At 61.2% G+C, this 23,120-nt stretch carries 21 protein-coding genes and 1 pseudogene; 11 read left to right on the forward strand and 11 right to left on the reverse strand.

All coding sequences use genetic code 11. The features are described 5' to 3' along the window. Positions 1 to 130: 130 nt before the first annotated feature. From blh to E8M77_RS22910, 5 genes are read left to right on the forward strand one after another with little or no spacing between them, the layout of a single operon-like run. Entirely contained in the window at positions 131 to 1,423 is a 1,293-nt protein-coding gene (gene blh, locus E8M77_RS22890; RefSeq protein ID WP_137132913.1) for a bifunctional sulfur transferase/dioxygenase Blh, read from the forward strand. Beyond that, entirely contained in the window at positions 1,417 to 1,764 is a 348-nt protein-coding gene (bigR, locus tag E8M77_RS22895; protein WP_137132914.1) for a sulfite-sensing transcriptional repressor BigR, read from the forward strand. Before blh ends, bigR begins: the two co-directional genes overlap by 7 nt. Continuing rightward, complete coding sequence (locus tag E8M77_RS22900; RefSeq protein ID WP_137132915.1) at positions 1,761 to 2,168, forward strand: YeeE/YedE family protein; 408 nt, start codon at positions 1,761 to 1,763, stop codon at positions 2,166 to 2,168. The genes bigR and E8M77_RS22900 overlap by 4 nt, the downstream gene beginning before the upstream one ends. Continuing rightward, on the forward strand, positions 2,165 to 2,596 hold the full coding sequence (locus E8M77_RS22905) for a YeeE/YedE family protein (protein WP_137132916.1): 432 nt from the start codon (positions 2,165 to 2,167) through the stop codon (positions 2,594 to 2,596). The genes E8M77_RS22900 and E8M77_RS22905 overlap by 4 nt, the downstream gene beginning before the upstream one ends. Beyond that, positions 2,596 to 3,375 carry a sulfite exporter TauE/SafE family protein gene (locus E8M77_RS22910; protein WP_137132917.1) on the forward strand — a complete coding sequence of 260 codons (780 nt, stop codon included), beginning with the start codon at positions 2,596 to 2,598 and terminating at the stop codon, positions 3,373 to 3,375. The genes E8M77_RS22905 and E8M77_RS22910 overlap by 1 nt, the downstream gene beginning before the upstream one ends. 7 nt (positions 3,376 to 3,382) lie before the next feature. Here E8M77_RS22910 and purN read toward each other — a convergent pair whose 3' ends face one another. Then, positions 3,383 to 4,039 (reverse strand): phosphoribosylglycinamide formyltransferase, encoded by a 657-nt coding sequence (gene purN, locus E8M77_RS22915; RefSeq protein ID WP_137132918.1) that lies wholly within the window; start codon positions 4,037 to 4,039, stop codon positions 3,383 to 3,385. Further along, positions 4,036 to 5,109 (reverse strand): phosphoribosylformylglycinamidine cyclo-ligase, encoded by a 1,074-nt coding sequence (gene purM, locus E8M77_RS22920; RefSeq protein ID WP_137132919.1) that lies wholly within the window; start codon positions 5,107 to 5,109, stop codon positions 4,036 to 4,038. The genes purN and purM overlap by 4 nt, the downstream gene beginning before the upstream one ends. A gap of 193 nt (positions 5,110 to 5,302) precedes the next feature. On the opposite strand from purM, the gene E8M77_RS22925 reads away from it, so the two are divergent. From E8M77_RS22925 to ppx, 4 genes are all read left to right on the forward strand, one after another. Further along, positions 5,303 to 6,454 carry an AI-2E family transporter gene (locus E8M77_RS22925; protein WP_137132920.1) on the forward strand — a complete coding sequence of 384 codons (1,152 nt, stop codon included), beginning with the start codon at positions 5,303 to 5,305 and terminating at the stop codon, positions 6,452 to 6,454. Continuing rightward, positions 6,451 to 7,161, forward strand: coding sequence for a DnaA regulatory inactivator HdaA (gene hdaA / locus E8M77_RS22930; RefSeq protein WP_137132921.1), 711 nt, complete (start codon positions 6,451 to 6,453; stop codon positions 7,159 to 7,161). Before E8M77_RS22925 ends, hdaA begins: the two co-directional genes overlap by 4 nt. Before the next feature lie 91 nt (positions 7,162 to 7,252). Beyond that, on the forward strand, positions 7,253 to 9,442 hold the full coding sequence (locus E8M77_RS22935; RefSeq protein ID WP_137132922.1) for an RNA degradosome polyphosphate kinase: 2,190 nt from the start codon (positions 7,253 to 7,255) through the stop codon (positions 9,440 to 9,442). Between the two features lie 6 nt (positions 9,443 to 9,448). Further along, positions 9,449 to 10,969, forward strand: coding sequence for an exopolyphosphatase (gene ppx, locus E8M77_RS22940; RefSeq protein ID WP_137132923.1), 1,521 nt, complete (start codon positions 9,449 to 9,451; stop codon positions 10,967 to 10,969). A 6-nt stretch (positions 10,970 to 10,975) separates the two neighbouring features. Here the strand turns inward: ppx and E8M77_RS22945 are convergent, their stop codons facing one another. The 9 genes from E8M77_RS22945 to E8M77_RS22985 form a co-directional block, all read right to left on the reverse strand. Further along, the gene (locus tag E8M77_RS22945; RefSeq protein WP_137132924.1) at positions 10,976 to 12,037 is read right to left on the reverse strand and encodes an adenylate/guanylate cyclase domain-containing protein; all 1,062 of its coding nucleotides are present in this window, start codon (positions 12,035 to 12,037) and stop codon (positions 10,976 to 10,978) included. A 193-nt stretch (positions 12,038 to 12,230) separates the two neighbouring features. Beyond that, a complete protein-coding gene (locus tag E8M77_RS22950) occupies positions 12,231 to 13,586 on the reverse strand; it encodes an esterase-like activity of phytase family protein (RefSeq protein ID WP_137132925.1) in 1,356 nt (451 codons plus the stop codon). 90 nt (positions 13,587 to 13,676) lie between these two features. Beyond that, on the reverse strand, positions 13,677 to 14,684 hold the full coding sequence (locus E8M77_RS22955) for a DUF2891 domain-containing protein (RefSeq protein WP_137132926.1): 1,008 nt from the start codon (positions 14,682 to 14,684) through the stop codon (positions 13,677 to 13,679). A 21-nt stretch (positions 14,685 to 14,705) separates the two neighbouring features. Next, positions 14,706 to 15,857 (reverse strand): ribonuclease D, encoded by a 1,152-nt coding sequence (gene rnd / locus E8M77_RS22960; protein WP_137132927.1) that lies wholly within the window; start codon positions 15,855 to 15,857, stop codon positions 14,706 to 14,708. A gap of 101 nt (positions 15,858 to 15,958) precedes the next feature. Further along, on the reverse strand, positions 15,959 to 16,870 hold the full coding sequence (locus tag E8M77_RS22965) for an MBL fold metallo-hydrolase (protein WP_137132928.1): 912 nt from the start codon (positions 16,868 to 16,870) through the stop codon (positions 15,959 to 15,961). 31 nt (positions 16,871 to 16,901) lie between these two features. Next, on the reverse strand, positions 16,902 to 18,308 hold the full coding sequence (locus E8M77_RS22970) for a multicopper oxidase family protein (RefSeq protein WP_137132929.1): 1,407 nt from the start codon (positions 18,306 to 18,308) through the stop codon (positions 16,902 to 16,904). Positions 18,309 to 18,403: 95 nt separating this feature from the next. Further along, positions 18,404 to 19,660 (reverse strand): MFS transporter, encoded by a 1,257-nt coding sequence (locus E8M77_RS22975; RefSeq protein WP_137132930.1) that lies wholly within the window; start codon positions 19,658 to 19,660, stop codon positions 18,404 to 18,406. 142 nt (positions 19,661 to 19,802) lie between these two features. Continuing rightward, complete coding sequence (locus E8M77_RS22980) at positions 19,803 to 20,654, reverse strand: hypothetical protein (protein WP_137132931.1); 852 nt, start codon at positions 20,652 to 20,654, stop codon at positions 19,803 to 19,805. Positions 20,655 to 20,658: 4 nt separating this feature from the next. Next, entirely contained in the window at positions 20,659 to 21,090 is a 432-nt protein-coding gene (locus E8M77_RS22985) for an ABA4-like family protein (RefSeq protein WP_137132932.1), read from the reverse strand. A gap of 101 nt (positions 21,091 to 21,191) precedes the next feature. Here E8M77_RS22985 and E8M77_RS22990 point away from each other — a divergent pair, with 101 nt between their 5' ends. Together E8M77_RS22990 and E8M77_RS22995 are read left to right on the forward strand one after the other, a co-directional pair. Then, positions 21,192 to 21,800, forward strand: coding sequence for a TetR-like C-terminal domain-containing protein (locus E8M77_RS22990; protein ID WP_137132933.1), 609 nt, complete (start codon positions 21,192 to 21,194; stop codon positions 21,798 to 21,800). A gap of 122 nt (positions 21,801 to 21,922) precedes the next feature. Beyond that, a pseudogene (locus E8M77_RS22995) lies at positions 21,923 to 23,116 on the forward strand (MFS transporter); the annotation flags it as partial. Between the last annotated feature and the right edge of the window lie 4 nt (positions 23,117 to 23,120).

The following is a 23,120-nucleotide window of genomic DNA, read 5'->3' on the forward strand; positions in this document are numbered from 1 at the left end:
ATGCTCCCATCATTGCTGTCTGGAGGCAGTCGGCGCCTGGAGGCACGCCTGCCGCCTTCGGCAAAATAGACCTTGCTCGCCAGATCAATATACAATATATAAAATCATATAACGAATATTGAGGTGCGCCATGCAGAAGTTTCAGATCAATGATCGCCTGACGATCGCAGAGCAGCCTTCGCTGGACGACATCGCCGGTCTTGAGGGCAGTGCGATCACAACGCTGATCAACCTGCGCCCGGATGGCGAGGCCGGCAGTCTTGGCAATCGCGTCGAGCGGCAGGCTGTCTCGGAGGCTGGGTTTGCCTACAGATTCCTGCCGGTCACGTTGGCCGGCCTGACGAATGCTGATGTCGATGCCTTCGCCAGTGCTGTCCGCGATAGCAAGGGACCGGTGCTTGCCCATTGCGGCACAGGCCTTCGGGCACTGTCTCTCTATGCCATCACGCAGGTCATCGATGAGCATCTCGCGCTTGCCGATGTGCCGGCACTTGGCCAGCGCTACGGCATGGATCTGTCAGCTGCCATTGCCTTTCTCGAGAAGCGCGCGCTTCAACGTCCGCAGGTGAAGGGCTTTTTCGATCCGCGCACCTGGAGCGTCCAATATGTCGTCAGCGATCCGGCCACGCGCCACTGCGCCATCATCGATCCCGTCCTCGATTATGACGAGAAGTCCGGCCAGACCTCGACGGAGAGTGCCGACCGGATCCTTGCCTATATTGCCGAGCAGGGGTTGAGCGTCGAATGGATCCTCGACACCCATCCGCATGCCGATCACTTTTCCGCCGCCCATTACCTGAAGCAGAAGACCGGTGCGCCCACCGCAATCGGCGATCATGTCCGGGATGTGCAGGCGCTCTGGAAGGGCATATACAACTTGCCGGAGCTTCAGACCGACGGCTCGCAATGGGATCGGCTGTTCAGCGCGGGTGAAACCTTCAAGCTCGGCACGATCGATGCGAAGGTCATGTTCTCGCCCGGCCACACACTCGCCTCCATCACCTATGTCATCGGCGATGCGGCCTTCGTGCATGACACGATCTTCATGCCAGACAGCGGCACGGCCCGCACCGATTTCCCCGGCGGCAGTGCGCATGTGCTGTGGGATACGATTGCCGATATCCTGGCGCTGCCGGATGAGACGCGTCTGTTCACCGGCCATGACTACCAGCCAAACGGCCGTCATCCGCGCTTCGAAAGCACGGTCGCCCAGCAGAAGGCGGAGAATCCGCATCTGGCCGGCATCGATGAGCAGTCCTTTGTGCATCTGCGCGAGGCGCGGGACCGGACGCTGCCGATGCCGAAGTTGATCCTGCATGCGCTGCAGGTGAATGTGCGGGGCGGGCGCCTGCCCGAGCCGGAATCCAACGGCAAACGCTACCTGAAGATTCCGCTGAATGCGCTGGAGGGTGCAAGATGGTGAGTGATGTCCTCGATCTGAAAAATGCCATGGGCATGAGCCCGAAGGCCATGGAGGCTCGCGCCACGGAAGTCGCCGGCCACCTGAAAGTGCTTGCCCACCCGGTGCGGCTGATGCTGGTCTGCACGCTGGTGCAGGGCGAGTTTTCCGTCGGTGAACTGGAAGACAAGCTCGATGTGCACCAGCCGACGCTGTCGCAGCAGCTGACGGTGCTGCGCGAGGCCGAGATTGTCGAGACCCGCAAGGAAGGCAAGCAGGTCTTCTACCGTTTGACGGAGGCGAAGACCGCCCAGCTGATCGCGGCTCTCTTCACCATTTTCTGTGCCGAGGACATGAAACCATGATGCCCTATCTCGCACCCCTTGCCGGCGGCATGCTGATCGGCCTGTCTGCCATCCTCTATCTCATTCTGACGGGCCGCATTGCCGGCATCAGCGGCATTCTCGGGCGCCTGGCTGAAGGGGCCAGTCCTCTCATGAACGGCGCCTTCGTTTCCGGACTGGTGCTTGGCCCGCTCGTCTACCGCCTTATGACCGGCAGTTTTCCCCCGATGACGATTACGGCCTCCATTCCGCTGGTGATCATCGCCGGTCTTCTGGTCGGCATCGGCTCGCGCATGGGGTCTGGCTGCACCAGCGGTCACGGCGTGCTTGGCCTTGCGCGCCTCTCTCCCCGGTCCATGGCTGCCGTCGTCACCTTCCTGGCCACCGGTGTCATCACCGTCACACTGCTGCGAGGCAGCCTATGATCCGGCATCTTCCCCAAATTGCCGCCGCCCTTTTGTGCGGCACGCTGTTCGGCTTTGGCCTGTCTTTGTCCGGCATGCTGGATCCGGCCCGCGTCCAGGGCTTTCTCGATCCGTTCGGGGCCTGGGACCCAAGCCTGATCTTCGTGCTGGGCGGTGCCGTCGCTATTGCCATGGCCGGCATGGTTCTCGTGCACTACATGGCGCATCCGGTTCTGGCCGACACCTTCCAGATCCCGACGAACCGCACCATAGACAGGCCTTTGCTGGTCGGTTCCGGCCTGTTCGGGATCGGCTGGGGGCTTGGCGGCTTCTGTCCCGGCCCGGCGCTTTCGGCCCTGTCCTTCGGGTCGTCCACGGTCCTGGTCTTCGTCCTTGCCATGCTGGTCGGCATGATCGTTCACGACCGGTTTCTGGTCGGGAGGCTCTGATGACATCCACACTCGCCGCCACCCTGTTATCGGGCGGACTGGTCGGCTTCACCCTCGGACTGTTGGGCGGGGGCGGCTCGATCCTTGCCACGCCGCTCCTCATCTATGTCGTGGGCGTTGCCCAGCCGCATGTGGCGATCGGCACAGGGGCGCTGGCGGTTGCCGTCAACGCCTTTGTCAACTTCGTCAATCACGCGGCCAAGGGCCATGTGCGCTGGCGCTGCGGTCTGGTCTTTGCCGCTCTGGGCGTCATCGGCGCGCTGGGTGGCTCCACGCTCGGCAAGGCGATGGATGGCTCGAAACTGCTGTTCATCTTCGGCCTGGTCATGGTCGTCGTTGGCGTGTTGATGCTGAAGCAGCGCAAGGTTCTGGAAATCGCTGCCCGCCCGGTCGATATGCGCATGTGCGCAGTGACGGCCGGCGTGGCGCTCTGCGCCGGTGGCGCCTCCGGCTTCTTCGGCATTGGCGGCGGCTTTCTCATCGTGCCGGCCTTGATGTTTGCAACCGGCATGCCGATGATCAATGCGGTTGGCACGTCGCTGCTTGCCGTCACCACCTTCGGGCTGGCAACCGCGATCAACTATTCCTTGTCGGGCCTTGTCGACTGGGTGCTTGCCGGGCAATTCATCGCAGGCGGCATGGTCGGCGGCATTGCCGGCACGCTTCTTGCCACGCGGCTGTCTGCCCACAAGAACACGCTCAACCGCATCTTTGCCGGCGTGATCTTCCTCGTGGCCTTCTATGTGATTTATCGCAGCCTTGGCGCCATGGGCACCTGAAACCCGCTCAGGCGCTGATCAGGCTCTCGCTTGCGTCCACCACGGCATCGTCCTGTTTGACGCGGCCGTCTGTCGTCATGCGCACCTTGCCGGCAGCCACGCGCTCAAGTGCCAGCGGATAGGTACGGTGCTCGACAGTCAGCACGCGGGCGGACAGCGTATCGGCTGTGTCGCCGGGCAGAACCGGCACCACGGCCTGCGCCACAACCGGGCCTTCATCCATGCCTTCGGTAACGAAATGCACCGTGCAGCCGGCGACGCGCACACCGGCATCCAGCGCCCGCTGATGCGTGTGGAGGCCGGGAAACAGCGGCAGAAGGGACGGGTGGATATTCAGGATACGGCCCGCATAGGGGCGGATGAACTCTGCCGAGAGAAGCCGCATGTAACCGGCAAGGCATACCAGATCGGGCTTCAGGGCCGAAAGCGCAGCCAGAACGGCTTTCTCATGCTCGGCCTTGTCTGCAAAATCGCGGCGCTCGAAGGCAAAGGTCGCAATGCCGCGCGCGTCAGCCTTGGCAAGACCGCCGGCGGTCTTCTTGTCGGAGATCACGCCGACGATCTCGGCTGGAAAATCAGCAGAAGCGCAGGCATCCGCCAGAGCCAGCATGTTGGAGCCGCCGCCGGAAATCAGAACGACAACGCGTTTGCGCGTCTGGCTCATAGGGCAAGCGTGCCCTTGTAGATCGTGCCCGGTGCGCCGGCTTCCCGCGCCACCATGCGGCCCAGCGTCACGACGGTTTCGCCTTCCGCCGTCAGCGCCTCGGTCACGGCTGCCGCATTGTCGGGCGAGACAACGGCAATCATGCCGACGCCGCAGTTGAAGGTGCGCAGCATTTCGTGGGCGGCCACGCCGCCGGTCTTCGCCAGCCACGAGAAGACAGGTGCCACGGCAATGCTGTCGAGATCGATTTCAGCCGCCAGATGGTCAGGCAGCACGCGGGGAATATTGTCGGGAAAACCGCCGCCGGTAATATGTGCCAGCGCCTTGATGGCCGCCGTGTCGCGGATCGCCTTCAAGAGCGGCTTCACATAGATGCGGGTCGGGGTCAGCAGCGCTTCACCAAGTGTCTTGCCTTCAGCAAACGGGGCAGGGGCATCCCAGGCTAGGCCCGAAAGCGAGACGATCTTGCGCACCAGCGAAAACCCGTTGGAATGTACGCCGGATGAGGCAAGCCCCAAGATCACGTCGCCTTCCATCAGGTCGCCGGTCGGCAGCAGCTGGCCACGTTCGGCAGCGCCCACGGCAAAGCCGGCCAGATCGTAATCGCCATCGCGGTACATGCCGGGCATTTCGGCGGTCTCGCCGCCAATCAGCGCGCAGCCCGCTTGGCGGCAGCCATCGGCAATGCCCAGAACGATCGCCGCACCCTGTTCCGGGTTCAGCTTGCCGGTCGCGAAATAATCGAGGAAGAACAGCGGCTCGGCGCCCTGTACGACGAGATCGTTGACGCACATGGCGACAAGATCGATGCCGACAGTGTCGTGGCGATCGGCATCGATGGCAATCTTCAGCTTGGTGCCGACGCCGTCATTGGCGGCCACCAGAACCGGATCGGTAAAGCCCGCGGCCTTCAGGTCGAACAGGCCGCCGAAGCCGCCGATCTCGCCATCGGCGCCGGGACGGCGTGTCGAGCGCACCGCAGGCTTGATCTTCTCGACCATCAGATTTCCGGCATCAATATCGACGCCTGCATCGCTATAGGTCAGACCGTTCTTGCCCGTGTCGCTCATCGCCTGTCTCCGGATGTCCTGGAAGAAGCGTCGCCATGGCACGGAGAGCGCCCGGATGCAAGACCAAGCCGGCCTTTCGACCGGTTTTCCAAGCTGTTCAGACCCGCTCTGCCCGCTCCGCGCTCTGCCTTGACCTTGCCGTCATTGCCAGCCTATGCCTTTCTTGGCGGGATACGTGTGAAGAGGAACCGGCATGGCCTATCATATCAGTGGCGCAAGCCTGCGACGTTATGTGCTGTTCTGGATTGGTGCGCTTCTCGCTTTCGTCATCTTCCTTCTTGCCTTTCGCACCATTCTTCTCCCCTTTGTCGCGGGCATGGCGCTCGCCTATTTCCTTGATCCGGTGGCCGATTGGCTGGAGCGCCGGGGCCTGTCGCGCCTGATGGCCACCACATTCATTCTCGTCAGCTTCATCCTGATGTTTGCCATTTCGCTGGTGCTGATCATTCCATTGATCGTCAGCCAGTTCTCCCAGTTTGCGCAGCAATTGCCGCAATATCTGACGCAGTTGCAGCAGCTGATTGCCAACCCGGAGAATTCTTTCCTGCCCGGCTGGATGGCAAGCCAGGTGCAGACCGCCAAGGATAATTTCTCCAGTCTGATGAGCGAGGGTGCAGGTTTTCTCGGCGGGTTGCTCAGCCAGCTTTGGAATTCCGGCAAGACCATTCTCGATGTGATTTCACTGCTGATCATTACCCCGGTCGTGGCCTTCTATATCCTCCTGGACTGGGATCGCATGGTCGCCAAGGTGGATAGCTGGGTGCCGCGCGATCAGGTGGCGACCGTGCGCCAACTGGCCAACGAGATGGACCAGGCCGTGTCCGGTTTCATCCGGGGTCAGGGCTCGCTCTGCCTCATTCTCGGGATTTTCTATGCGGTCGGGCTCTCGCTGGTGGGGCTCAATTTCGGCCTGCTCATCGGTTTTGTTGCCGGCATGATCAGCTTCATTCCCTATATCGGCTCGCTTGTCGGTCTCGTGCTTGCCGTCGGCGTGGCGCTCGTACAGTTCTGGCCGGATTATGGCTGGATCATTGCGGTAATGGTGGTGTTCTTTGCCGGCCAGTTCATCGAGGGTAACATCCTGCAGCCCAAGCTCGTCGGCTCCAGCGTCGGCCTGCACCCCGTCTGGCTGATGTTTGCGCTGCTTGCCTTCGGCGCCATGTTCGGCTTTGTCGGCCTGATGATTGCCGTGCCGGCGGCTGCCGTCGTCGGCGTGCTTGTCCGCTTTGCAATCTCGCGGTATCTTCAGAGCGATATCTATTACGGCCACGCTGCCGAACTGCCCTGGGATGACACGACGGGCGTGGACGCCAAGGCCCTTCAACAACCTCCGACCGAAACATGACCGAAACGCTTGAAAAACCAAAGCGTCCGCGCGCCGAGCAATTGCCGCTGGCGCTGACGCATGATGCAGCCACGGGCCGTGACGATCTGCTGATCGCCGAGCCTGTCAGTGCAGCCGTGGCCATGATCGACGCCTGGCCGCACTGGAACGCGCCGGTGGTCATCCTCACCGGGCCTGCCGGCTGCGGCAAATCGCATCTGGCCAATATCTGGCGCGACAAGGCTGGCGCCACCGACATTCATCCGCAACTCGGTGCCGATGCAGCCACGATTGCCGCCGCAGGTCCTGTCCTGTTTGAAGATGCCGACCGCGCGGGCTTTGACGAAAACGAACTGTTCCACGTCATCAACAGCGTGCGCGAGAACCGCACCAGCCTGCTGATGACGGCAAGGCTCTGGCCGATGTCCTGGTCTGTCGAGCTGCCGGATCTGCGCTCGCGGCTGAAGGCGGCCACGGTGGTGGAAATCGGCGAGCCGGACGAGGATCTGCTCGGACAGGTGATCATCAAGCTGTTTGCCGATCGCCAGCTGACCATCGACGACCGGATCGTGGCCTATATCGTAGCGCGCATGGAGCGCTCGATGCAGGCCGCGCAAGGCACTGTCGAGCGGCTTGACCGGTTGGCGCTGTCGCGCGGCACCCGCATCACCAGGGCACTGGCCGCAGAAGTGCTCGAAAGCCTGGCTGGTGAAGACCAGATCGATTGACTGTCACAGTTCCGTCGTTGAAAAGTTATAAGCGCCATGAGTTGACCGGGAAACGCTGCCCGGTGCCTATATGACGCTTAAGGGGGGAAAGATGGACCAGATGTCGGAAACGCAGGACGGATCGATTGCCAATGCTGCCGAGGCGATTGATCTCCTCACCAGTCCTGAACGGTTCATCAACCGGGAATTCTCCTGGCTGCAATTTAATCGGCGCGTTCTGGAAGAAACGCTGAACACGGCGCATCCGCTGCTGGAGCGCGTGCGCTTCCTCTCCATTTCGGCCGCCAATCTCGACGAATTCTTCATGGTGCGCGTCGCCGGCCTCGAAGGTCAGGTGCGCCAGGGCATTGCGGTGCGCAGCCCCGACGGCAAGACGCCGGCCGAGCAGCTGGAAGATATCCTCAAGGAAATCGACAATCTGCAGATGGAACAGCAGGCCTCGCTCGCCGTGCTGCAACAATATCTCGCCCGCGAAGATATTCTGATCGTGCGGCCTGCCGCGCTGTCCGACGACGACCGCACATGGCTTGCTGCCGAATTCGAAGACAGCCTGTTTCCGATCCTCACGCCGCTTTCCATCGATCCGGCGCATCCCTTTCCCTTCATCCCCAATCTCGGCTTCTCGATGGGCCTGCAGCTGGACAGCAAGCTTGGCCGCGAACCGATGACTGCCCTCCTGCGCCTGCCGCCGACGCTCGACCGCTTCATCCGCCTGCCGGACGAGGGCGCAACGATCCGCTACATCACGCTGGAAGACGTGGTGAGCATGTTCATCGACCTCTTGTTCCCCGGCTACGAGGTCAAGGGCGCCGGCACGTTCCGCATCATTCGTGATAGCGATATCGAGGTGGAGGAAGAGGCCGAGGATCTGGTGCGCTTCTTCGAAACGGCGCTCAAACGCCGCCGTCGCGGCAAGGTCATCCGGATTGAGACCGATTCGGAAATGCCGATCTCGCTGCGCCAGTTCGTCGTGCAGGAGCTTGGCGTGCCGGACAATCGTGTCGCCGTCCTGCCGGGGTTCCTGGCCCTCAATACCATGTCGGAAATCGCCAAGGCACCGCGCGACGACCTGCGTTTCGAGCCCCATAATGCGCGATTTCCTGAACGCGTGCGCGAACACGCCGGAGATTGCCTCGCCGCCATCCGCGAAAAGGACATGGTGGTCCACCATCCGTATGAGAGTTTCGACGTGGTGGTTCAGTTCCTGATCCAGGCGGCGCGCGATCCCGACGTTCTGGCGATCAAGCAGACGCTGTACCGCACCTCGAATGACAGCCCGATCGTCAGGGCGCTGATCGATGCCGCCGAGATGGGCAAGTCGGTGACGGCGCTTGTCGAGCTTAAGGCGCGCTTTGACGAGGAAGCCAATATCCGCTGGGCGCGCGATCTGGAGCGCGCTGGCGTGCAGGTCGTGTTCGGCTTCATCGAGTTGAAGACGCATGCCAAGATGTCGATGGTGGTGCGCCGTGAAGACGGCAAGCTTCGAACCTATTGCCATCTCGGCACCGGCAATTACCACCCGATCACGGCCAAGATCTATACGGACCTGTCCTTCTTCACCTGCAGCCCGAAGATCGCCCATGACATGGCCAATGTCTTCAACTTCATCACCGGCTATGGCGAACCGCCGGAAAGCATGAAGCTGGCAGTATCGCCCTATACGATGCGCCCCCGGATCCTGCGGCATATCGAAGAGGAGATCGTGCATGCCAAGGAAGGCCGTCCCGCCAATATCTGGATGAAGATGAATTCGCTCGTCGATCCGGAAATCATCGATGCGCTTTACCGCGCCAGCCGCGCCGGCGTCGATGTGGACCTCGTCATTCGCGGCATCTGCTGCCTTCGCCCCAAAGTGCCGGGCCTGTCGGACAATATCCGCGTCAAGTCGATCGTCGGCCGCTTCCTGGAACACAGCCGTATCTTTTGCTTTGGCAATGGCTACGGCCTGCCGTCGGAAAAAGCGCTTGTCTATATCGGGTCTGCCGACATGATGCCGCGCAATCTCGACCGCCGCGTGGAAACCCTGGTGCCGCTCTTGAACCCGACTGTGCATGAGCAGGTCCTGTCGCAGATCATGCTGGGCAACCTGATTGACAACCAGCAGAGCTACGAGATATTGGCCGACGGGACGTCGCGACGTATGGAAGTCCGAAGGGGCGAGGAGCCTTTCAACGCGCAACACTATTTTATGACCAACCCAAGCCTTTCGGGGCGTGGGGAAGCCCTGAAGTCGAGCGCGCCGAAGCTCATTGCCGGCGTCATGTCCGGACGCAAGAAATAGTGATGCATGGTAAGATCTGAAGCCCAGGGGCGTCTCCCCGGAAGCGCTCCTGTTTCCGTTGTCGATATTGGCTCGAATTCCGTGCGCGTGGTCATCTATGAAGGCTTGTCGCGCGCGCCGACGACCCTGTTCAACGAAAAGGTGCTCTGCGGACTGGGCAAGGGTCTCGGCTCCACCGGACGCATGGATGACGAGGCGGTCAGCCGCGCGCTGAATGCGCTGCGCCGCTTCAAGGCTTTGTCGGATCAGGCCGGCTCCACCCGCATTTTCGTGCTGGCAACCGCTGCCGCCCGCGAGGCAAGCAACGGGCCTTCCTTCATCGAAAATGCCGAAGCCATTCTCGGTCAGCCTGTGCAGGTGCTGTCGGGCGAGGAAGAGGCGCTGTATTCGGCGCTTGGCGTCATCAGCGGTTTCAATGATGTGGACGGCATTGCCGGCGATCTGGGTGGCGGTTCGCTGGAACTCATCGATATCAAGGGGCGCGAAACCGGTCGCGGCATCACGCTGCCGCTTGGCGGGCTTCGCCTGTCGGAAGCCTCGGGCGGTGTCTTGTCGAAAGCCCGCAGCCTGGCAAAAAACCATGTGAAGGATGCGCAGCTTCTGTCGATGGGCGAGGGGCGGACCTTTTATGCGGTGGGCGGTACATGGCGCAATATCGCCAAGCTGCACATGGAAATTACCAATTATCCGCTGCACATGATGCAGGGCTACGAGTTGCAGTTCAACGAGATGCAGAACTTCCTGGAGCAGGTCGTTCTGTCCAAGGATAGCAAGGATCCCGCCTGGCAGTCGGTATCGAAGAACCGTCGTGCGCTTCTGCCCTTCGGTGCGGTCGCCATGCAGGAAGTGCTGTCGGTGATGAAGCCGTCGCGCGTTATCTTTTCAGCCCAAGGCGTTCGCGAAGGCTATCTCTACGCGCAATTGCCGCGCGACGAGCAGGATATGGATCCGCTGCTGCTGGCCGCCGATCAGCTTGCCATTCTACGTGCCCGCTCGCCCCGCCATGCGCGGGAACTGGCCGATTGGACCGGCCATATGGTGTCTTTCTTTGGCGTCGAGGAGACGCCGGAAGAGGCTCGCTATCGCCGCGCCGCCTGCCTTTTGGCCGATATTAGCTGGCGCGCCCACCCGGATTATCGCGGGCTTCAGGCGCTGAACCTGATTGCCCATTCCTCGCTTGTCGGCATCACCCATCCGGGCCGTGCCTATCTGGCGCTTGCCAATTATTACCGCTTCGAAGGCCTGCACGATGATGGCGCGACGGGTCCGCTGTCGCAGATTGCAACGCCGCGGCTTCTGGCAATGGCCAAGCTGCTGGGCGGGCTTTTGCGCGTCGTCTACCTGTTCTCCGCCTCGATGCCGGGCGTCGTCAACCACCTCTATATCCGGCGCGCCAGCAGTCCCGATCTTGATCTGGAATTCGTTGTACCGCACGAATACATCAATTTCGCCGGCGAGCGGCTCGATGGCCGCCTGCAACAGCTTTCGAAGCTGACGGGCAAGCGGCTCGCCTTCGTATTCGAGTAGGATTGCTCAGCTCTGCCGCATCGTCTTGCGGCGCAACGACAGAACGCCGATCGGTTCGTCGCGCCCCTTGACGAGATGCGCGCCGGCCGGGATAGCCTCTACATCCGGTGGCAGTGACAGGCGTGCCAGCAGATCCTGCGAGATCAACAGGGGCTGTTTCAAACTCTTGCAGAGGCCCTCGATGCGCGCTGTGGTGTTCACCACATCGCCGAAATAGCTGATCTTGTGGTGGAAAACGCCGATTTCCGCCGTGACGATCGAACCACCATGGAGGGCTGCCGACAGTTTCGGTACGCAGCCGAAACTCTTTATCCACCAGGTGGCGTCCTTCTCGATATCGTCCAGGATGTCGAACAGGCAGTTGACGCAACGGGCCGGTTCCACGCCTTCCTTCATCGGCCAGGTCACGATGGCGCAATCGCCGACATAATCATCGATCTCGCCGCCGTGCCGGCGCACATGGGGCGCAAAACTGGCGAAGACTTCACTCAGATATTCCTGTGCCCGCAGATCGCCGTGCTGACGCGCAAAGGCTGTCGAGCCAACCACGTCGATAAACATGAAGACGCGCTCCTCCTCGATCGGATGACGATACCGCCCGGTCAGGAGGCTCATGAAGACCTGACGCCCGAGCAATTGGCGTACCCGCAGGATGGTGATGCCGGAGAGGAAAAAGGCCAGCGTATAGAGGAAAGGCTTCGGCCGTAGGATGAGCAGGTTCCACCAGCTCGCCTCTGCAAGTCCGGTGATTTTCATCAACGTGCCCGCGGCCGCAAAACCGATGCCCGACAGAACGAAATAGATGGCAAGGCTGGAGAGGAAATAGCGGGGTGTGGAAAGGCGGCGCACGCGCTCGACCAATGTCTTCGACAGGTTCCCCGTCTCATAGGCGATCAGCGGCAGGCTGCAGGCCAGCGCATAGATGGCACCGATAAAGAAGGCTCCCTCGACGTCAAACACCATCATGTAGATAACGCCGGTCAGGGCGATGAAGCCAAACAGGAGCAACCACCGAAGATTGGATGTGACCGATCTGCCGCGCAGGGCGATCCTCTGCGATGTGGTCATGTTGCCGCCCGGTCTCCCATGTCACCATCGGGCGCAGTTTGTGCCAGATGTGCCCCCTGACACAGATAAAAAGCTTTGCCGGTCCGCGCAAGCGTTGATGCCGTCCGTCGTGCTGCGGCACTCTCGACAGATCATGACAATTGTCAGGCGGCCGCTGACCAGACAGCGTCCGCCCGGCGTTTCTAGCCCTGGTTTAGCGTGCAGCCAGGAAGTCGCTGACATCCAGGAGCACGAACTCATTGTCATCGGCTCTGTCGACGGCGCGTCCGGCGGAGAAGGGCAGGTTGTTGTCATTGCCGACAACGATATGCGTGGCGTCTACCACATCGACATTTTCGATGGTGACGAAGGGCATGGTGTAGATACCATCCTTGGCGCCCTGCTTGGCCTTGTTGTCCGGATCGGCAATGTTCATCAGGTCGATATAGCCGATCTTCCTTACGGCCTTGCCGGCATTTTCGTCCGACATTTCGATCTTGTAGATGCGCTTGTGGCGGGCAGGCTGGTCAAAGCAGGTGGGTTCCGGCTTCTTCGGATCGGCACAGGCCTTGTCGGCGGTGCCGGCACCACCGTCGCGCTCGATGACGAGGGCTGTCGTGCCATCGATCATGTTGAAATCGCCGATGGCCGCCCCGCCTTCCGACAGCGGATAGAGCCAGCTGCGACCCGTCCAGGATTTTGAAGCGGCATCGAGTTCGAGGATGCGCAGGGCCGTCTGGGTGTCGGCCTTTTCGACGGAACCGTCTTCCTTGAAGAGCGGTCCTTCCAAAAGGCCATAGAGCTTGGCGCCATCCTTCGACATCGCAAGACCTTCATAGCCGCCGGAGCGCTTCAGATTGAAGGCCGGCATCTTGGCGGTCGGGTTTGCCGGAACGGAGAGCGTCGTATTGTCCGGGGAGAGAACCGGCTTGCCATCGGCCAGCGTCGCGATCACGTCGGTCAGTTGGCCTTCTGTGTTGAATTTCAGGATATAGGGGCCGAATTCTTCACCGACAAAGAAACCGTCTGCCACCGGCTGGATGGATTCCACGTCGAAATCTGCACCGGTCAGATAGCGCTTGGCCGCGCCTTCCATCACGATCGGGAAGGGTGCCTTGCGATTGGGGTCGGAGAGGAAGACCGTGCCCAGGCGCTCGACTTTGCCGGCAGTCCAATCGAACTTGATATGGTGCAGCATCAGCATGGCGTCGCTGGAATTGGCCTTGGCGCCGAAACCGTTGTCGGACAGCGTCCAGAATGTGCCGTCCGCCATGGCCTTGATGCCGGAAAAGCCCTGCAGCGGCTGACCGTTAAAGGGCAGCGACAGGCCCGTCAGTCGTGCGCCATCCTTGCCGGGAATGGTGCCGAGCGCTTCCGTGCGCTTGCCGCTTGCGGTGAACTTGCCGGAGGTTTTCAGGAAATCGGCGGCATCGGCCGGTGCCGGGATCATCGTGTTGGCGGGAATGACCGACTGGGCCACAAGCTTGGCCGGAAAAGCCTTTTCATCGGCAAAGGCCGCAGAGCTGATGACAGCGCAGAGGGCGACGGAGGCAAGAAGCAGTCGGATCATGGCAGCACCTATGGTTGAAAGATGAGGATCACCTCATAGGTGCTGCAAATGACAGCTTCTTGAAACCGGGCCGAAATTTCCTTGAAGCTTTTAAGACAGATCAAGCGCCAGCGCCGCAAAGCTTGCCAGCCAGTGCTCGCCCATATAGTCGCCCGCCACATGCGCAAGACCGGCATCCAGATGCATATCGGCTGACGCCTCAAACACAGGGCGGCGCGCATCCTCCGGGGAAAGTGGTGCTGCCAGCGCGCGAAAACACCAGGCCCGGCTGAGGTTCAACCCATCCAGATGGGCGATCTTACCGTCCGAACGATCCGAAACGCTGGCCGGCCGAAACAGGGTCTGCGGACTTTGCAGGGCCGCCTCCGGCAGGAACCGGTCAAACCAGGGGCGAAACTCGTCTACGGGCAGAAGCCGGCGCATGCATTCCGCCTCAATCAGCGCCGGCGACAGGAATTCGTCGCCAGATTGCTCGCCCCAGGCCGGGCAGTTTTCATCCGCGCCGTACCATATGCGCGCGGTCTGCGTCAGCAGGCCCCGCAAGGCTTGGTCCTGCGCTGCATCGGCATAATCGGCGGCAAGCCGCAGAGCAAAGGCGGTGTTGTAATGCGTGCCGACACGCACCGGATAGGTGGCAATCGGCAGGAACTGCCGAAACCTCTCGACGAGCACCTGCGTCAGCGGCTGGAGAAGGTGCGCAAAGCGGCGATCCTCAAGCCCCTCCAGTTCGGCGGCGAGCTTCAAAAGCCAGCCCCAGCCATAGGGGCGCTCATAACCGCGCGACAGAGGCCGGGCAAAATAGGCGCATTCGCCGGCGATCGCTTCCGGTGTCAGCTGTGCCGCAAACAATGCGCGGATCGCCGCAGCTTGAGGGCCGGCGGGAAAGCGCTTGAGGATGCGGGCCAGAAGCCAGTAGCCATGCACGCAGGAGTGCCAGTCGAAACTTCCGTAGAAGACCGGATGCAGCTGGCGCGGCGTGCCGCCATCCTGCACCCCATTCCAGGTGTGGGCCAGATGGTTGGGATATTCCCGCGTCACATGGCCAAGGGCAATGCCGGCAAAGCGGTCGGCAAGCTTTGCGTCAAACACGGCGGTCATGGCAGATCCCTCACGCGTGGGTCAGGCCGGCATGTCCACGGTCTCGACCTTCTTGTCGATGAAGCGCAGCGCCACGGCGCCTGAAATCAGCTTCAGCGCCGGTTCGCCGAAGAGATCCCGCCGCCAGCCCTGTAAAGCCGGAACATCGGCGTTTTCGCCTTCGGTGGCAATCTTGTCGAGGTCTTCGCTATTGGCCAGAACCTTTGGCGCCACGCCATGCTTTTCCGAGGTCAGGCGCAGCAGGACCTTCAAAAGCTCGACGGCCGATTGCGCGCCTTCCGGCGTATGCACATGCTTTGGCGCATGCGGCATATCGGTCTTTGGCAGTGCAAGCGCCGTGTTGACGGCTTCCAGAATGGCAGCACCTGAAGACGAGCGTTCCCAGCCCTTGGGTATGGTGCGCAAGCGCCCCAGTGCTTCGCTATCCTTCGGCTGCTGCTGGGCAATCTCGAAGATCGCATCGTCCTTCAGCACGCGCGAGCGCGGTACATTGCGGGCACGCGCTTCGCGTTCACGCCAGGCCGTGACATATTTCAGAATGGCCAGTTCCTGCGGCTTGCGCAGGCGCGATTTCAGCCTCAGCCAGGCATCATCGGGATGCATGTCATAGGTCTCGGCGCTTTCCAGCACCGCCATTTCTTCGGCCACCCAGGTGGTGCGGCCTTCGTTTTCAAGCTTCGCCTTGAGCATCTGGTAGACGTCGCGCAAATGCGTGACGTCGGCCAGCGCATAATCCAGCTGCTTTTCCGAAAGCGGCCGACGGCTCCAGTCGGTGAAGCGCGACGACTTGTCGATCTGCACATTCTTGATCCGCTGAACCAGCTGATCATAGGAAATCGAATCGCCAAAGCCGCATACCATGGCGGCCACCTGCGTATCGAAGATCGGATGCGGGATGAGCTTGCCCAGATGATAGACGATTTCCAGATCCTGGCGCGCCGCATGGAAAACCTTCACCACGGCGGAATTGGCCATCAGCGCAAAGAAGGGCGCAAGATCGATACCCTTGGCCATCGGATCGACGATGACTTCCAGATCGGGACTTGCCATCTGGATCAGGCAGAGTTCAGGCCAGAAGGTGGTCTCGCGCAAGAACTCGGTGTCGACAGTGACAAATTCCGATTGTGCAAGCTTTTGGCAGGCATCCTCAAGTGCGGCGGTGGTTTCAATCATCAGCTTCAGTCGATGGCAAAGGATAAGGATCGGTCAACCTTCCTTTCCCTTTCGCGCGCCATTGTCAACACTCCGGGGCATTTGTGTGGTGGCGGCGCTGGTTATCCCGTCTTTCTTGCAAGGCCGCGCTCCGCTTTGCTTGCCCGCACTGCGTTAATATTGTCGCGATGTACACGCTCATAGGGTTCGAAATAGAAGATCCAGCCTTCTGCAATCTCGCCGGACACAAAATCCTTCAGGGATTGCCGATCAAGCGCCGGGTCGTCGATCTGGGCGAGAAGGCGCTGTAGATAGAGGCGATTGGCGGCAATCAGGCCGCGATCATAGCCGCCTGCGGCAATCTGCTCCGGTCTGCCGTGATTGGGCAGGATATGGCGGGGCGCAAGGCGGTCCAGCCGCTCGAGGTCGGCAATATGACGGTGCAGACCTTCCGGCTCCGAGACATAGGTGATTGTATCTTCCAGCGTGTCACCGGCCATCAGCAGACGCTCTTCCGGAAGCCACAGTACGGTCCCATCTGCACTGTGGATGTCGAACTGAAGGAGCTCGACACGGCGGGTGCCGACCGTCAAGCTCAGCCGTTTGTCAAACAGCCGGTTGGGCAGGATCAGAGGCGCAATCGGCGGGTCCTTCTTGGCAAGGTCTGCCTCATTGTCCACCATGGCCAGAGCCGTCAGCGGATTGGCGATGATCGGGCAGTCGAAAAACACCTGGTTTCCGGCAATGTGGTCGCTGTGCCAGTGGCTGAGCACAACCTCTATCTCAAGAACACCGAGGCTCTCCAGATGCGCCCGCACGAACCGGGCATGCTGAAGCGAGATATGCGTGTCATAGACGAGCGCCTCCTGCCCGCAGACCACGGCATAGCTGGCAGTGCCCAGGCTATAGGCGCCGTCATCCAGCCAGTTTGGCTCTTCGGAATGCAGGCGCTTGCCCTCGATTCGTCCATCGTAATAGGCGAAAACACCCGGTGCCGGTTGCAGGATGCGCAGGTTCTCGGTGAAATTGGTCACAAGCTTGCCATCCCATTGTTGGAACAGCGCGTCATGTGACACGGATATAGGCGGTCATGCCGGTCTTCTGGTGTTCGATCACATGGCAATGCAGTACCCAGTCTCCAATATTATCGGCAACTAATGCAAGCTGGACCTTTTCATCCGGAAGCACAAGATAGGTATCGGAAATCAGTGGTGGAGCGCTGCGCAGGTTCGAAGCAATCACTTGAAAATTCATGCCATGCAGGTGGATGGGATGCGCATGCGGCGTATTGTTGGTGAGGTTGAAGATATAGGTTTTGCCAAGCTTCAGCTCCGCCAGCGGCGCGCTCGGGTCCGACGTATCGCCCGGCCACGGCACCTTGTTGATTGCCCAGAAGGAATAGCCCAGCGTGCCGCAGATGGAATCGCGTGCGGCGTTTTCGGCCGTGGCGCTCAACACAAGCGGGATTTCCTCGGCGCTTGAAAGGTCCGGCGCTGTCCAGGGATTTTGCGGCAAGGCTTTCACATCCTGAAGGTCGCGCTTCAGCGTCGAGCCTAGGGCTGCAAAACTCGCAACCGTCTTTGGCGCAGACGGGCGGATATCGAGGAGCGAAACGGTGGCGCCGTCCTCGTCGGGCATGCGTAGTAGGAGATCGAGCCGCTGGCCGGGGGCAATCATGGCTGTGTCGAACGGGGTGGGGGTGGGCAGCGGTTGCCCGTCCAGCGCGATGATCATGGCCAGAGCGCCCTGAAGCTTCAGCGTATAGATGCGGGTCACGTCGGTTGCGACGATTCGCAGTCGCACCAGTCCGCCAGCCGGTGCCGTATAGCGCGGCTCCACCTGCCAATTGGCACCGCGCACGGTGCCGAATGTACCGGTGCGGGCTGCATCGCGCGGCTTGAACTGCTCGATGAACTGGCCGTCGCCGCCCAGCCGCCAGTCGCGCAGGTTCAGCGCAATCTCGGCATCGAAGACCGGGTCATCCGGGTTTTCCACGATAATCAGCCCGGTCATGCCGCGACCCATCTGGGTCAGCGTGTTGCAATGTGGGTGATACCAATAGGTGCCGGCATCCGGCGGCGTGAAGCGATAGTCGAAACTGTCGCCCGTATAGATATAGGGCTGGGTAAGGAAGGGCACGCCATCCATGCGGTTGTCGATGCGAAGCCCATGCCAGTGCACTGTGGTCGGCTCATCCAGATGGTTGGTGAATGTGGCGTCAAAGGCCTCGCCGCGTTTCATCCGCAAGGTCGGCGGCATAGGGTCGCTCGCGCCATCATCGACCGCATAGGTCATCACGCCGCGCGTCAGCTGCTGGCCATTCAAAAGCGCATCCGTCTGGCGTGCCTGAAGGCGGATCGGCGTTGCCGCCTGGGCTCTGGCATCCAGAAGGCTTGCCGCACCAAGGCCTGCGCCATAGAGGCCAAGCCCTGCGGAGGCCTTCAGGAGCGTGCGGCGAGACAATCGAAGCATGGGAACCACGTGGCGTTGGTCTGTGTCTGCGCCTGCTTAAACCTGAGCGCAGCCGTCAGCAATATGGTGAAAAGCGCGAATTGCCGCAGTTTCCTCTACTTTGGCGCCTCGTCGCCGGAACGGCGTTCATCGCCTGGAGCGCCGGCCATGCGGTTGAAATAGGCCGAGGTGCGCAAAAGCGCGCGAAACCGTCCGGGCCTTTGCGGTGGCGGCACGGCTTTCCGTGCCTTCATGCGCACCAGTGTGAAGAACAGAAAGCCCATGAAGATGAACGAGGTATAGATGAAAAACACCGACGGGCCGATGAATTGCAGGAGCAGCGAAGCAATCAGCGGGCCAATGGTGGCGCCGATCGACCAGAAGAACAGAAGGCCTGCTGAAACGAGTGCATGTTCGCCGGGCTTTGCGAAATCATTGCCGTGCGCCGAACACAGCGAATAGAGCGGCATGGCAAAGGCGCCATAGATGAAGATGCCGATGATATTGGCCGTCTCGTCGGTGCCGGCAAAGAAAGACAGGTAGCCGCCTGACAGTATGGTGCCGATCGTGGCCCAGCTGATGACGCTGCGGCGATCCAGCCGGTCGGAATAGATCCCGAGCGGATATTGCAGCACCACGCCGCCGATAATGCCGGCGCTCATGAAAGTGGCAATCGAAGTGATGCTCATGCCGATCTCCTGCGCATAGATCGGCCCGATATTGCGAAACGCCGCCATGCTGAGGCCAACGGCAATGACGCCGACGACAGACAGCGGCGAGATGCGCCACACCGCGCGGATATCGGTGCTGATGGCTTCCGGCGGGGCAGGGCTTGACCGGTCGGCCACCGAAATCGGCACCAGCGACAGGGCCATGGCCATGGCAATCAGCGAAAAGATCACCGGACCTTCCACGCCAAAGGTCGGGATCAGATATTGCGCGGCGGTGACCGAGGAGAGATCGACAAGCCTATAGACAGACAGCGTGCGCGCCCTATTGGCATTGGTCACCTTGGCATTGATCCAGCTTTCCACCACGGCAAACAGGCTTGCCACGCAAATGCCGATGACAAAGCGCATCAGCGCCCAGAACAGCGGCGAGGTGATGAGCGGCATCAGGATGGAACAGCAGGCGCAGATGGCAGCCATGGCGGCAAAGGTGCGGATATGGCCGATGGAGCGCAGGATACGCGTAACATTGAGGCAGCCGACAGCAAAGCCGATACTGTAGCCGGCGCCGATCAGGCCGATCGTGGAAGGCGAAAAGCCTTCCGCCGAGCCGCGCAGCGCAATGAACGTGCCCTGCAAGCCATTGCCGCCGATCAGGATGCCGGCGGTGACCAGAAGCGGAATGAGCGGGCGGATGGTCGACATCGCAATCGATTTTCCTGCAAGGACGGCACGACCGGGATTGTTCCCCGCACCATTCCTCACGTCTTATCGATGCAACACGGGTAAAAACAGCGCAGAGCGTGAATTCATCGATCAGGAAAATCGATCGGTTGGCTGAAGCCGTTCAGAAGAATGCCCGTCCGGCCACGGCCTGCGCGAAGGTGGCGGCGACGACGGCGATCGAAATCAGCGCGCTGGCTGCAAGGCCCGGTATGATCCAGCGGGGCGCAAAACGGTCAAGCATCAGGCCGGCCAGCGGCAGCGCCTGCATGATATGGGTGGCAAAGAAATGCGGCACGCGCAGGTCTCCGCCGGTCCGCGACCAGCCGAACAGCGGCAACCCGCCGATGTCAGTCTTGATGCCGCCGACCCAGTGGCCGGGACCATCGATCTGGCCGCCGCCGAGCGCAAAGGCGGTCACCAGTGTCAGCAGGCTTCCGAGGATCAGACCCCAGGCGCCGCCGAGTTGCAGCCCGCGTGGCGAAGATTGCGCCGGGCGAAAGACGAGGTAGAGCCCGATGACGAAGCTCGACAGGACCAGAAACGCGGCGCCGACGCCCATGATGTTATAGGCCATTGCCTCGATCGGCGTCTCGGCATTGAAATGCGAGGCACGACCGCGCGCCGCCTGAAGCGTGATATAGAGGACCTCGCCAGTGGCAGTCACCGCGGCCGTCAGGCTCGCCAGCCAGACGCCCCAGCCCGTCTTGCTGGTGCTTTCGATCAGCGGCAAAAGCAGGAGCATCGTGCCCAGCATCAGCGCCAGCGAGGCCTGAAACTTCAGCGGCTTTGACCAGACGCTGATGCCGTTCAACAGGCGCTCATCCAGCAGAAGGGCGGCAAGGCTTGGCACAGCGAGTGCGGCCGAGAGCCCGATGGCAACGATCAGAACGCGGCTTGCGGCATGCGCCTCAATGCCCGGCAGGGCAGGCCGGCTATGGGGCAATCTCGGCATATCGTGGAAAATCAGCGTCATCGGATCAGACCTTCTTGACGAGGAGGGCGGCGTGCGTCGCCGATGTCAGGTAAAACAGCAACAGGCCAAGCGGCCCGAACATGAATGTCGCAGCCAGAATAGGCACTTGCAGCACACGGTTGAACCGGCGTCTGTCCGCCTCCACGGCAATCCAGCTGCCGATGAAGAGATCGAAGGCGAGGTAATGCACCCAGCCGGCCACCAGCACCGGATCGCTCGCAAACAGCGCCCGCACCTCGGTAATGGAGCCAAAGCCGCCGGCCTCGACGCGAAAGAAATAGACGAAGATCAGAGTGGCATAGGTGAGCGACAACCCGCCGATCAGCGCATAGCGCAGGCCGGCGATCAGCATCGGCCAGCGGGGCAGGAGGATGAGGGCGATCCAGCCGGCCATGGCCGCCGTGCTGGCTGCGGAAAAGAGCGTATCGAATGGCATAGGATCCTCATCTTGTCGGTGACAAGATCAAGCATGACGCAAAACCAGGCATTGTCAAGATTGGTTTTGACAGGCTGTCCTCGAGGCCGTTATGAAGGGGAATGGCAAGACGAACGGCATATCATCACGGAGACCTGCGCAAGGCGCTGGTGGACACAGGCCTCTACATGCTGGAGGAACTCGGTCTGGAGGAACTTTCGCTCCGCAAGATCGCCGCCCGCGTCGGCGTCTCCCATGCCGCCCCCGAACATCATTTCCCGACCCTGAGGCACCTGCTGACCGCCTTTGCCGTCGAGGGCTTCCGGCTGTTCGCAGCCTCGATGCGCTCCGCCATGGCGCAAGCCCCTGATGATCCGGCAGAACAACTGCGCGCCGCCGCCCGCGGCTATCTCGCCTTTGCGAGCACGCGCCCGCATCTCTTCCGCCTGATGTTCACCGCCAACCGCCTCGACTGGGACGACCCGGCGCTCGGGCCGCCGTCAAACGCGGCGCACGCCGTGCTTGAGGAAATCTCGTTGCCGGTGGCGAAACGCCTGAAGCGCGACACGCCGGAGGGCAGGGCGGCTGTCGAACAACTCGTCTGGTCGCAGATCCATGGCCATGCGCATCTGTTGATCGATGGCAAGCTCGCGCCGGAGGGCGATGGCGGCACCGGCTGCGAGCCCTTCGCCGCCCCGCTCGATCTGGCAAGCGTGCTTCTGCCGGATTGAGGCGTGGGGGCTGGCGGGTTTGCGCCAGAAGGTGTCGTGGCGGCAGTTGCAAAACCAGCTGTCATCCCATTGATATGTGAAGCCTGCTAATCAGCAATTTTCATTGTTATTGGCAGGCCTCTATGTGGTTCTCGGGACCCGACAGGAAAATCATCAGTGTCCTCTTCGTCCTTGCCGTGACGCAGGTCATTGGGTGGGGTACGGTCAGCCTTCCCGCCATCATCGGCCGGCAGATTGCCGCCGATCTTGGCATGAAGATCGAAGTCGTATTCGCGGGCAGTTCAGTCCTGTATGTCGTCATGGGCCTGTGGGCTCCGGTGCTGGCGAAGGCGTTCACGCAGTTCGGCGCCCGCCACGTCATGATGGCCGGAACTGTTCTTGCCGCGCTGGGCTTTGTACTGCTGTCCGTTTCAACAGGGCCAATGCTCTATTTCGCCGCCTGGGTGATCCTGGGCACGGCCGGCAGCGCCACGCTGACCACAGCCGCCTATATCATGCTGAACGAAGTCGCTGGCCGGAACGCCAAGAGCGCCATCGGCGCACTCATGTTGGTGACGGGATTGTCCAGCAGCATCTTTTGGCCGACGACCGCATTGATTTCGCAGGCTGTCGGCTGGCGTGGCACCTGCCTTGTCTATGCGGCAATGATGGTGCTGGTTTGCCTGCCATTTTATGTCTTCGGCTTGCCGCGCAGGGCATCAGCGGGCGAGGCGGTGAACCCTTCACAGTCGAAAACCGAGATGATGACTGGCGCGCGCAAAAGCACATTCGCTCTGATCGTAACAGCAATTGCGCTCAACGCCTTCGTGACCTTCGGGTTTTCTGCCGTATTGATCGAACTCTTGCAGGCGGAGGGATTGCCGACGTCGCAGGCGATTGCCTTCGGCTCTATGCTGGGGGTCATTCAGGTGTGTGCTCGCGGTCTGGATTTCTTCGGTGGCGGTCGGTGGGATGGGATCACCACCGGCCTTGTCGCCGGTCTTGGCCTGCCTGTCGCCATGCTGCTGCTCATCGTGGGCAATGGCGCCTATTGGACAATCGCCGGCTTCATTCTGATCTATGGCCTGGGCAGCGGCGCTTTGGCGGTGTCCCGCGCCACCATCCCTCTGGTATTCTACGACAAGGCCGAATTTGCCAAAGCAACGTCACGCATCGCGCTGCCGCTCAATCTGATTTCGGCTGCATCGCCTCCGATCCTCATCAGCCTACTCACACAGTTTGGCAGTCACGTCCTTCTTGGTCTCGCCGCACTATGCTCATGCGGTGCGCTCCTGATTCTGTTTTTTCTCAGCCGCCGCCGGCCGGCGGTCGAGGCAGATT

This window comes from Rhizobium sp. FY34 (assembly GCF_005222845.1).
Lineage (GTDB): Bacteria > Pseudomonadota > Alphaproteobacteria > Rhizobiales > Rhizobiaceae > Neorhizobium.